The following is a 12139-nucleotide window of genomic DNA, read 5'->3' on the forward strand; positions in this document are numbered from 1 at the left end:
CTTAGCTGATCAGACTAACAGGGAGCCCGCAGCCAGCATTCACAATTTCAGTCGGCCTCTATTTGTTTACGACGTTCAAACCAATATACTTTGCGAATAGACGTAGCACATCATTCTTAACTTTTTTATTTAGTCGATCCATTATTTCAACCATGTCGTTTGGCCGACACCGAATCTTCTTTATTGACATAGCTAAAAGGAACTCTGCGAATCCCTCCGAAACAATATCGTCCTCATAATTATCAATAATTTTAAGAAATGTTTCTTTAAACTCTTCACTAATCGAGCTATCAAAGGAGTAATTCAGTTCCTGTGAAGTTGCTGCCCGCAAAAGGGATCCTTGTATTATTCCGTCATCAAATCGCTGAAAATTATTTGGACTTAGAACTGTCCTAACTTGCTCTTCTTGCACAATAGACCTCTTATGTGTACCATCGAGACATCTAAGGTTGTTTAAAATACAGCTGACGGTGAAAAATATGTCAGCCTGCGAAACTTTATCGTGGTAGTCATTGAAATTGTAGAACGCAAAATTCTTATTAATTTTCAGGGGCAGATTAGTGATTGGGTTTACCAAAAAAACATTATTTACAAGACCTTTATTCCTATCAGCTTGAGCACTCTCTAGGTCCTCTAACCTTTTACTAAAATACTCTGTCGCAATCGATGAATGAAACTCTTCCTCATTAATGTCCAAAATGCGTCGAATTACGTCAATCTCAGAGCTCCAGACCAGTTTCTCCTTTGACTCATTTGAACTTGAGGTGTTTATAGTTTCTACAAACTCCAATTGATTGGTATTGACACCAAACTCCCCTTGCCCAATATTTTTCTTTATAAAGTTCAAGGCCTCCATTGATTCTGTTCTAGCGATGCCAACTAAATAGGTTTTTGTCAGGTTGTCGAATCTCCTTAAAAACTTGTTTACGTATAGCAAACTTGTTCCTGATACTAAACATGATGAAATAATTAAAATTGCGCCTCGTTCATCGTTGTTGACAGCGCCGGGGTTTTTCGCTAGCTCTTCGATGGAAATTTTTATAACATCAACTTTACCAATTCTTGACAAGAACTCCATGGCCTTGACCGCTAGCCAGTCTGACGACGAATCCTCAAGAAAAATCAAATATTTCAAACTTGCAGAAGCGTATTGATCGAGCAACTTATTGAATTTATAGAAGAACAGCTGCTCGCCTTTAATGCTAAGTTCTTCCAAGAACAAATAGCTTTCAAAGGTTCGTTGGTAGGGTTCATCCCCGTAAAAGCATCTAATAAGGCTCTTACCTCCCTGAGTTAAGTATCTCTCCATAAAGCCACTTAACCATATTGGCGCATCAGACTTGGTTATAGATATCTGTTTCACCTTTGGTTTCTCCAAAAGAAATATGTCGCCGGAAACCTTTACTGTATAAGACCCCCCCTCGCATAGCCGACATTTTCCATCAGATCCAGCGTTATATGTATCAAGGGAAATACCGTTCGGGTTATTTTCACTTTCGAATGCAAGGTCACATATTACATTTTGCATAAAGTCTAGATCATCAGATAGGTAGAAAATGATCGCAATTTTATCTAACCTCAGACTCTTGTGAACTTCGATTAGTCTTCTGATGATATTGCCCGATGTTGATGCCGAAATTAGTATCAAACAATCTGAAGTACTGAAATTGTGGTTTTCAAACTTCTCATACGAACCAAAACTTTGAACCGTACAGAAGCTTCTTGTCGGGTTAAATCGTCTATCCAATTCGCTAAGTGCGAATGCAAGGGAGTTTATAGAGGAAGTGTCGCAATAAATTACGTCAATCGTGCTCTCCATAAACGAAAGAAGTCTTGAAGCAATAAAAAAAATCTCGGAGCTATTGACTAAGACGTTTCCGGTTCTGATAAACTTAGAACTATGCTTTCCTGATGGAAAAATGTAATGAAATGTCTCAGATGGCGACTCAATTAGACCTCCTCGATCCTTAAAAATCTTTAGAAGTCCAGACTGATATATGTCTCTCTCTAGTTTGTCATCAATTTTATGTCCATTCTCATGTAAGCTTCCATTAGCATTGAAGTAAAGAATTCTCAATCTCTTCGCTGAGGTCAAATAGCTTGGAATGGATTCAAACAGCACTCCATGATAGCTCTCTAGTCTCTCTTTGATGTCGGGTAAAACATAGTCACCAATTATCAGGAAAGCCTCTTTTGGTGGGATATTTTCAGCGAAAAAATCTCTCAATTTAATCCTTAGATATGAATCGTCATATGATTCTCCGGAACAAAAAATTACAAGGACTCGATCATTGGCCCTAGAACTTTGAACCGAGTATTGATATATAAAGTAATTATCCATAGTCTCAGCGAGGGTTTATGCAAGGCATGATGATAGAAATGGATGTTCCACTTACGTCCTGCAGCTGAGTGGCTATAACAGATTGACTATCCCAATTAAAAAGTGAATAGTTGAAGGTATCGTTTCTGGGCTCATAAAAAGGTACGCTTAGAAAATTTCGAAACAGATCCAGTCTACCTGTTCTAATTCGAAGAAATCCGTTCGCTTTGCTGACAATCTCCATCATTCTATAGAGCCCGACACCTCTACTTTCCTTTCCAAGAATCCCCTTATGTGAGGTATTGTTTTTCTTAAGAGCCTCGATCAGGTAAGTAAATTCGTCTCCTATCGGGATATCATCAATACTTTTTCCGATCAATTCCTTTTTCTTGTAGACTCTCACAATCCCTGAGCCGGAATCAAAAACAGAAATTTCTAGAAAAGATACGTTTCTAAACCCTGTAATCGACTCTGGATTTCGTAAGTGGATTTCGCTGAAATACCTCTCTAATGCAGGGGAGTTATCAGTGAAGTTTCTAAGTCGTTTGTATTCGAAATTGAAAAGCTTGGAATAAACACCCCTTAAACCAGGAGTTAAGGAGTCTCCACTTGACGACTTTCTGGCGAATTTGTGTGTATTTTCAAATAATTCAAATAAAACCCCTTTTAATTCCCCCGCAATTTTCGAGTAATACACTTTTAGGGCTTCGTTATTTTCTGTAGTTGACTCAATCAGGTTCAAGGTAAGCAACTCGTAAGCACTTTCTGGTGCTAAGTTATAGGTGTTGGTACTTCTTGAATGGATATAAAACAAGTCAAACAAGCCTTGTTCAGGTGGAACGTGATCGATTGCAGGAAATAATACGGCTGCTCGGTAAGAGCTCTTTGTCCATTTAGATTCTTGGAACAATTTCAAAAGTATAGCATTTGCCTTCTTGAAATGTGGCTTAAGGTCGTTTCCATCGGCGTCAAAAATGCCATTTTTCCAGCCAACAACGGAAATAACAAAACCTGTATGCTCTCTCACGGTCTTTTCCACATCAAGATAAGTGACTGCCCTTTTCTGCAATATGATAGACCCTGCGTTAGCCTTTCGTTTCCAGGTAAAAATGAATTGAATAAAGCAAACGAATGCCGAAAATGTGTTAAACTTGAGATTTAGCCCCATAGATAAATCCAATCTCGAAGCTGCGTTCTGTTGATCTAATTCAGAGTAGAGGTGATTAAGAGCTGATATGTTGATTGTATCTTTTATCGAGATCATTTCAAAAATATTTGAAGGAAAATGTACGCAACTAGTATTAAATTTATGGTAGTCTCAACTGACTGCTTCTATCCAACCTTTGGTTCGACATCTTCAATTATGAATACCACATAACATAACCATTGTATTTCAGTCAATTTGAGCGAACCGAGCCGCTACTTTTGTATTGTGTCGGCGATATTCTCAGTCGTTTGATTTAAGCTAATGCCGAAATCGGCCACTCCATTTCGCCCTAAGCCCAAGCCCCCACTCGCTATTTAAACAAGTGTTCAAGCAAATATCTGGCTAAGTTCTATTTCCTCTAGTATTGAATACCGGACCCAACAAACCTCTTAGGCTATTCTGTTCATTCTGGTGGCAGTAATATTCCTCGACGTATAATCCAAAAAGATACCTATTTATCCTTTTTGAATCTTCATTTGTCCGTGTTTGAAGCTCTTGAACTAATTTCCTCAGCCTCTTTTTGGCAGGATCCCTTGGATTGTCCGCATTGTCCGGAAATTCGTTTGCCGCTGAATCGACCAAATCTGCTAGATTAAAGGTGACATCCATAAAATGAGTATTTAATCTAATTTGGATAGAAGCCACCGATCCGACTAACCATCGCCAAATTCCTAGTTCAGGCGTGATTGGTAAAAATTTAAGCCGTTCCCCTAGCGAATTGAACAACTCCCATTCGTTTTGTTGTGCTGGCGTTCGACCATTACCAAGAGCGTCTAAAGCGTTTCTTGTATCAAACACGTCTGCATCCAAAAAAGCATATTGGCCAATCTTTGACGAATGAAGGTAATTGAAAGTATTTCTCGAATACCTCATAACTTCTGGATAGCCACCGATAGGTAAGAATTTACAAACTGGTCGAATTCGATCAGGGTAAAGCCTAAAATAATAGTCTACAGTTTCTCTAAGAAGTAGTTCTGCCATTTCATCCTCAACCGCAAAAACATAGTCTGGTTGAATATCCTCTTCAACTGCTATTTCCTTGAGTATTTGTGCTGGGTATGCGCCGTAATGAACCTTTATGTTACCTAAATCGTCACTCGGATTTTCTAGATATATGAGGCTTTTGGCGCATTTAATCAAGCTGCTAGAATGGGTTGAAATGAGAATAGTCAAGCGCTTTTCAGCAGCCTTCTCTTCCAAATACCGAAGTAATCTAACTTGGACTCGAGGATGAAGAGCCATTTCTAATTCGTCAATCAGCAGCATTGACTGATCGGGGACATCACCTATTAACAACAAGGTATTTAGAATTAAAATTTCCCCAAGGCTAAAATTTTTCTCTGAATAGTAGGTAGTATTATTTGTGCCTCCAATCTTTATTACGTAAGCCCTTTTCCACCTTTGTGACCCACTTCCTGGCCCTCTTTGACTTCCAGTTTGAACGTACCTTAAATTACCAAATTTACTAGTTTCAAGCAAGCGGTTTAGGTCGTCTTTTATCCATTGACTAACTGGCCTAAAATCACTTGGATTCAGCTCACTATCATGTATGTAAAGCCGGTTGCCGGTAGCGGGCAGAAATCTTACTTCTGGGTAACCAAATTGACTTAATATTGAATAGTTCGTCCGAGGGTGAGGTGGCCATCTAACGCCCGCATGTTGATATGAAACTGACCTATCATTTACGATATATTTGATGTAGCCTGAATTGAAGTTATCCAATCGACTATCACTACTCGTCTTGAAATTGTCTTGAAATGACCTATGGTACCTAATTCTCAAAATGCAGGCCAGCAATGTAGTTTTACCACAGCCATTGCTCCCAGTTAAGACATGTACACCTGGAGAAGGAAGTTTAAACTCAAGATTTCGAATATGCTTAATATTTCTTATTTCAATCCTCTTACTCATAGCAGTTGGGTTACTAAAAGCTTCCAATATAATGAAACTGCAAAATTTCTTCTGAAAAAAGTAGTATAGATAATTGGGTATTGCCTAGATATCCAGCACTATCTGGCACGATCCCCGCTGGTGCGAGCCTGCGGCTCGTATCCAGTTAAGTCAAATCAATCTCCAACAGTATTTCCCTAGGGCTAATAGTACGAGACTCCGTCCGGGTCAGGCTCCCCAATCGGGTATCGCACCAGCGCTTGCTGCTATTGCCGAGCTTTGCCGCTCAGATGAGTTGGGCCGATTTCTCAAAAAAAGGATGTATCGAAACATTATCCGTACCCTAAAAGAGCCTTCAGGTTAGGTAATAATGTGATTAAATCGTTGTCTACATCTTTGATGAATATCGGCATTTGATCTTCGATCACAAATTGCAATTCAAAGCTATTAGAAGAGTTATACAATGCTATTCGGTCAAAAGCCGATATAGCTTTATCGTCGAATATTTGCAGGCCTCTGGTAAATCTTTCTCTAATCGTAGACTCACTCACTGCATGGCCGCCTTTCCTGACTCTTTCCTGGACACGCTGAATTGCAATGGTAGGATCGGTCAGCGCCAAGAAGTATAGAATCGTTGCATAACCCAATTTCTTAGCTTTTTTTGCTAGTTGGATATTGTATTCTGAGTGGAAATTTGTTTCGTAGGCTACCGACTTATCTTGAGAAAAAGAATGAGACAAATACGATTCAAATTTTGAGTTGATAGACTCCCTGATTCCTTCGGTAAGCAGGGGATCAAAGTCAAATTTTCTCCATACGGATTGGAATTCCTTATCCCAATCAAAGGCTTCTATCTCATACGGCCTAAGTATTTCTTTACTCGTAGTCGACTTGCCAGCGCCATTGGGTCCGGCAATGACAATAAAAAATGGCGACGAGCTGAATTCAGATTTTTTCTGCAACAACTATCCCTTTTGGAGCGACTAACTGTTTTTTCCCTCCACGGGATGCCTTTTCTCTCTTTAAAGCCTCATTCATTGCTTTTTCAGCTCTTAATGCGTCTTTTACTGCGTCTTTCATAGTAACAAATATACAAATTTATTCGCACTCAGGAATTTCCTCGGCAGCTGAAAGCATCAAAAAAGGCAGCCTCTCAGCCGCATTTCTCCTTTCCTGCGCTAAGCCCACCGCTAAATTACCTCAATCTGCTTCTACGCCTGGTCGGCGGTGCTGATAGACTGGTTGAATAAGAGCTTTTAAGGTTTGTGGCTGCGATAAAACATATACAGCCAAATTTGCAGCCGAAGCCTTTGTTCCTGCACTCCGTTGAACAACTCTCCAACCAAAAAGTACCTTATTGACTCTGGGTACTAACAAGCGGCCACTATCGCCCCGACTATAGGTTCAACCAAACACCCGTCAATGCAAAACCTAACCGCCTACCTTCGCTTCCTTTCCCGCCATAAAACCCTCAGTTTTATCAATGTTTTTGGGCTGGCCATTGGCTTTGCGGCCTGCATTTTCATTGGCTTGTACATCACTGAGGAGCTTAGCTACGACCAGTACCACGAAAAGCTCGACAGGATTTGCGTAGTCACGTCTCAGATTAACTCGGGCGAATCGGTCACCAAGGTGTCTACTGCACCAGGAGCGCTGACACCCATGCTGAAGCAGGACTTTCCTGAGGTAGAGGAGGCAGTGCGAACCACCACTATGACTGTTCGGTCAGTCAAGTACGGCTCCAACATCTTTCAGGAGAATGATATTCTCCAAGCCGATCCGGAAATCTTCCATGTACTTACCTTTCCCCTCATTGAAGGAGACCCCGGCACCGCTCTCGCCGCTCCCAATAGCATCGTGCTAACAAAAACCCTGGCTGAGAAGTACTTTGGCGCAGAGCAGCCTATGGGGAAAGTGCTTGCTATCAATGAGCAGCCCTACCAGGTCACGGGGCTCATGAACGACATTCCTACAGCTACCGACCGTAAATTTTCTGCCCTGGTGTCTATGGACAGCCAGGCCGAAAAAGGCTGGTTCGACTTTGAATACCATACTTACGTGCTGCTCAAAGAACAGTACCTTCAATCCGACCCATTGCTCACTTCCTTTAAGGAACGAATGGTGAGCGATGCTGAAAACACACTCAACGAGTTGCTGGACGAGGCTGACCTCACCATCGCCATGCCAGTGGAGCCGCTTAGCGGCGTCCACTTCAGGGAGCCGACGTACGATGACACCCCCAAGGGCAATATGGCCTTCATTTACATCATTGGTTCTGTGGCCCTGCTGATGCTAGTGATCGGTAGCATCAATTTCATCAACTTTTCGCTGGTGCAATCGCTGGAGCGTGGCCGGGAGGTCGGCATACGAAAAATTGTTGGTGCCCGTTTCCCGCAGCTAGTCTTTAAGTACCTCAGCGAGTCGGCGCTGATCGCCCTGATGGCTTTTCTAATTGCTATGATAATAGTCGCAGTAGCCACGCCCCTGTTTAATGAAATTACCGGGAAAAGCTTCGAAGCCATCCGGTTATTCAATCTAACCTTCCTCTCCTTCTCATTTATCACGGTGGTAGTGGTGGGTGTGCTGGCAGGCAGCTTTCCTGCTTTTTTCACTTCCTCCATCCAACCTTTACAGGCGTTGAAAGGAAAAATCACAGGCATCCGGGGTCAATTGTTCCGGAAGGTGTCGATACTCGTACAGTTTGCCATTGCCATGGGACTGATCATTTGCACGTTGCTGATCCACCAGCAAATGCGTTTCATGAGCAACTACGACATGGGTTTCCGAAAAGAGAACGTCGTGGTGATCGACACCCCCGATGATTCCCTGGCGGCAGGTGGTCTGAATGTGTTCAAACAGATTTTGCTACAAAACAGCGCCGTAGAAAAGGCATCTGGCACAGGCTATGGCGCTATTCCTGACGAAGAACCCCGAAAAGGCACATTGGGCGTAAAACCCAATGGCGAGAGCAGGCTGGTGAATGTGTTTACCGTTGATGCTGACTACCTGCCAACACTGGACGTGGCACTGCTCGAAGGGCGTAATTTTGATGCAAGCAGGCCGGGAGATAAGCATACCACCGCCATTGTGAATACAACATTCGCTCAGCTTTGGGGATGGGAAGACCCCTTGAGCGAGCAGGTGCATGCTGATGGTTCTGTAAAAGTGGTGGGTGTAATGGAAGACTACTATTTTCAGTCCCTTCATGTAGGAGTTGAGCCCACAATCATCATGTTCGGCGATGACGTTACAGTGCATATGCTGGTGCGGTTCAGGGCCGACTATCCGGTGGCTGATCAAATGCCTTTGCTGGAGCAAGAGTGGAAAAAGCTTTTTCCGAACGACCCTTTTAGCGCCCATTTCCTGGATCAATCCCTGGCCGCTCAGTACGATCAGGAAGACAGAGCCCTTATGCTGTTTACTTCCTTCAGCGTACTCACCATTATGGTGTCGTGCCTTGGACTTTTCGGCCTCTGCTCGCTCACCATTTCACAAAGGAGAAAGGAAGTGGGTGTGCGGAAAATTATCGGCGCCAGCTACGGGTCTATCGTTCGGTTGTTTTCAAAAGAATACCTGCTGCTGATCGGAGTTGCTTTTGTGGTGATCGCTCCGGTTTGCTTCTGGCTGATCACCCGATGGTTGCAGTCTTTTGCGCTGAGGGATGGCATTAGTCCATGGGTGTTTGTGGCAGCTTGCCTGGGAGTGCTTGCGCTTGGAGTTGCCACGGTGGTGCTAAGCATTGGGAAAACGTGGAATGCCAATCCGGCAAGCTTGATCAGGGACTAAAGCTTCATCGGCAGCAGCCCCTTCTCTTTCAGGTGGGCTTTAATCTCCTCATGATCCTTCCAAAACTTGGCCGTTACCTCGCCAAATGCCTTTTGAAATTCAGGCCAATCTTTGATGGGTTCAAACATGGGATCCATATCCAGCAATAGCACCCAAATGTAAAAGTTATCCTGTTTTGAAAACAAGGTCACCTCCTCGATGGCTTTTGGCCAATCTTTCAAATAGGCGAAGTATGCGGCCTGGTTCACATGCATGTAAATCGTGGGGTCGTTGTCGGCATACTGTTTATAGCGGCTGACGAATTTCCGGGCCTGCTCAGTGAAGCCCATCTTTTCATACACGGCTCCAATCTTAAGGTTGGCGTGGGCATACAAATCAAGATGAAGGCTGTCCTTTAAACTGACGAATTTTTTGTAGTAACGGTAAGAATTTTCATAGTCCCTCAGCACAAAGCAGGTATTACCCAACTCTTGTAAGAACATCATATTGTTGGGATCACTTTCCAGCTCTTTTAGTAGAAAGTCTTTTGCCTTAACAAAGCTTCTGGTTTTGGCTAGCTGGGTGAATACTTTTACCATCCTTGCTATAGCGTCGCCTGGATCATACGCAAGGGATTTGTCGATGTAAAAAAGTGCTTCATCCACGAACCCTGCCTGCACCAACGCATTACTTATTTGCAGGTAGTTGTAACTCTGGGTGGCGGAGTCGGCCGCAATGTCCACTCTCGCTTTCATTAAAGCATACTCCAGGTACTTGCCCGTATCCGGCTGGCGGGAAAAATAATATTCAGAAAGAAAGTGAAGAACCACACCCGAGTTGGGGTTGTACTCCAGTGCTTTTTCAAGGTAAGGCACTGCCTGCTCGTTTTTTCCCTCATAAATGTAAGCCAGCGCTTTTGCCACAAGGCTCTCCGCCAGCGTCGGATCAGTAGCGAATGCCTTTTCCGAAGCCTGGCTTATTTCCTCTTTGTACTGCTTATCTGACCGATAGATATCCAGGTAAAAATACACCATGGTGAGATCGGCATAGGCCAGGGCAAATTGATCGTCGATATCAATAGCATTCTTGTAATAGGGAATAGAAGCCCTAAGGCTCTCTCCCGTACTTTGATAAAATAGCTCGGTGCCTTTCAGGTAAAAATCATAGGCTGCCAGGCTCTCTGTCGGCCGCTTTCCAATTCGTTCTTCCTCTTCCGGTGTAATGAACACCTGTATCTCCTCGGCGATGTTTTTAGCTACTTCTTCCTGCAATTCAAAAATATCTTTCGCCTCTCTTCTGTACTGCTTGGCCCAAAGGTGGCGGTCGGTAGCTGCTTCTATCAGCTGAATGTTCAACAATATTTTATCACCAATTTTCTGTCCACTCCCTTCTACGAAATAGCTAACGTTCAATTCCTTCGCCATTTCGGGAATTGACTTGCTGGTATTACGATATTTTTCCGAAGATGTGCGGCTGATCACCCTGACGTCACGCATCTTTTGCAGGTTAGTCAGGGTCGACTCCATTAGCCCATTAATAAGGTAAACGTTCGTGGAGTCGTTGCTTTCGTTTTTGAAGGGCAGCACGGCTATTGATTTATCGAGCGGAGCCTGCACTGCTTCCGGCGCCTGCGGCTGGTAGAAAAACCACCAGGCCATCGCTCCGATAGCCAGCAAGGCTCCCACAGCTAATACGGGAACCATGAGCGATTTTCTTTTCTCAGCAACCGTCGAACTCACAGGTTCGTGATGCTGTCTTTTCCCCACCTCCCCCGGCGGATAGCCATAATACTCCCGAAAGCATTTGATAAAGTACGATGTGCTGCCAAAGCCAACTTTATACGACACCTCCGACACATTCATAGAAGTTTGCCTGAGCAGCTCCATGCCCTTTTTAAGCCTCTCCTGGCGAATAAATTGACTAGCAGAGAGCTTGGTCAGCTTGCTGATTTTGCGCAGGAGGTTCGACCGGCTCATGTTCACCTCACTGGCCAGCTCCGACACACCAAAGTTTTCGTCCGACAGATTGTCGCCTATGATCACTGTCAGTTGGTTCAAAAAATCGTTTTCTGCCGGATTGCCCGCAGACGTTTGGTTCTCCATCGTTAGGTGGCGGTGGTTTCTTTTGACTCAACAAAAATGGCGATTCCCATTTGAAGTAGCAACCTCATGTAATCACTTCATTTTCAAAGTTTTTTAACCGGCTTGCGTCATATTTTATATCGAATCGTCATAAATGCTAATGCTTCAGCAAACTTTATGCTTTTGGCGTCATCCATGTTTAACGCTGCGTCACGGTATGCCCCACCTTTGTATCAAAAACAAATTCTTGCAAAAACTTAAAACACAGAACTATGAAAACGATGATGAAAAACACAATGAAAACAGCTACTTCATTGGCGCTCGCAGCCGCTCTTTTAGTGACAGCAGCCTGCTCCGACAAAAAGGTGAAAAGTGAATCGGCCAGCGAAAGTACAACAGTTGCAGCACCGGATGTCGACATTCACACGGCGGTAATTTCCGGAAACCTTGAAGCAGTAAAGCAGCATATCACTGCCGGCTCCAACCTGAATGAGAAAGACCCATTCGGAGGCTCCAGTCCACTGATCTCAGCGGCAGTATTCGGCAAACCTGAAGCAGCCAAACTTCTTATCGATGCAGGTGCTGACATCAATTTCCAAAACAATGATGGTTCTACTGCACTGACCTCGGCTGCTTTCTTCTGCCGCCCCGCAATCGTGCAGATGTTGCTCGATAAGGGTGCCGACAAAACTATTAAGAATAAATATGGCGCCACTGCTTATGACGGTGTAGCAGTACCGTACGCTGACGTAAAAAGCAGCTACGAAATGATGGCCACCATGCTTGCCCCTATGGGCCTTAAGCTGGACTATGCCTATATAGAAAAAACAAGACCTGAGGTGGCTGAAATGCTGAAATAAGAACCGGTATCAAAGA

General features: G+C 43.6%; 8 protein-coding genes. 2 read left to right on the forward strand and 6 right to left on the reverse strand.

The features are described 5' to 3' along the window. Nucleotides 1-58 precede the first annotated feature (58 nt). The 5 genes from ACMVP2_RS03270 to ACMVP2_RS03290 form a co-directional block, all read right to left on the reverse strand. The gene (locus tag ACMVP2_RS03270; protein WP_416866693.1) at nucleotides 59-2341 is read right to left on the reverse strand and encodes a hypothetical protein; all 2283 of its coding nucleotides are present in this window, start codon (nucleotides 2339-2341) and stop codon (nucleotides 59-61) included. Between the two features lie 4 nt (nucleotides 2342-2345). Beyond that, nucleotides 2346-3584: a hypothetical protein gene (locus ACMVP2_RS03275; protein ID WP_416866694.1), complete on the reverse strand. Its 1239-nt coding sequence runs from the start codon at nucleotides 3582-3584 to the stop codon at nucleotides 2346-2348. A 285-nt stretch (nucleotides 3585-3869) separates the two neighbouring features. Beyond that, complete coding sequence (locus ACMVP2_RS03280; protein ID WP_416866695.1) at nucleotides 3870-5438, reverse strand: AAA family ATPase; 1569 nt, start codon at nucleotides 5436-5438, stop codon at nucleotides 3870-3872. Between the two features lie 311 nt (nucleotides 5439-5749). Next, on the reverse strand, nucleotides 5750-6379 hold the full coding sequence (locus tag ACMVP2_RS03285) for a zeta toxin family protein (RefSeq protein WP_416866696.1): 630 nt from the start codon (nucleotides 6377-6379) through the stop codon (nucleotides 5750-5752). Continuing rightward, the gene (locus ACMVP2_RS03290; protein WP_416866697.1) at nucleotides 6363-6497 is read right to left on the reverse strand and encodes a hypothetical protein; all 135 of its coding nucleotides are present in this window, start codon (nucleotides 6495-6497) and stop codon (nucleotides 6363-6365) included. The genes ACMVP2_RS03285 and ACMVP2_RS03290 overlap by 17 nt, the downstream gene beginning before the upstream one ends. Nucleotides 6498-6839: 342 nt before the next feature. Between ACMVP2_RS03290 and ACMVP2_RS03295 the strand changes: the two genes are divergently transcribed. Beyond that, nucleotides 6840-9203, forward strand: coding sequence for an ABC transporter permease (locus ACMVP2_RS03295; RefSeq protein WP_416866698.1), 2364 nt, complete (start codon nucleotides 6840-6842; stop codon nucleotides 9201-9203). Here the strand turns inward: ACMVP2_RS03295 and ACMVP2_RS03300 are convergent. After that, on the reverse strand, nucleotides 9200-11284 hold the full coding sequence (locus tag ACMVP2_RS03300) for a helix-turn-helix domain-containing protein (RefSeq protein WP_416866699.1): 2085 nt from the start codon (nucleotides 11282-11284) through the stop codon (nucleotides 9200-9202). The genes ACMVP2_RS03295 and ACMVP2_RS03300 overlap by 4 nt on opposite strands. Nucleotides 11285-11535: 251 nt before the next feature. Here ACMVP2_RS03300 and ACMVP2_RS03305 point away from each other — a divergent pair, with 251 nt between their 5' ends. After that, entirely contained in the window at nucleotides 11536-12123 is a 588-nt protein-coding gene (locus ACMVP2_RS03305) for an ankyrin repeat domain-containing protein (protein ID WP_416866700.1), read from the forward strand. Nucleotides 12124-12139: the final 16 nt, after the last annotated feature.

The organism is Imperialibacter sp. (assembly GCF_048007035.1).
Lineage (GTDB): Bacteria > Bacteroidota > Bacteroidia > Cytophagales > Cyclobacteriaceae > Imperialibacter.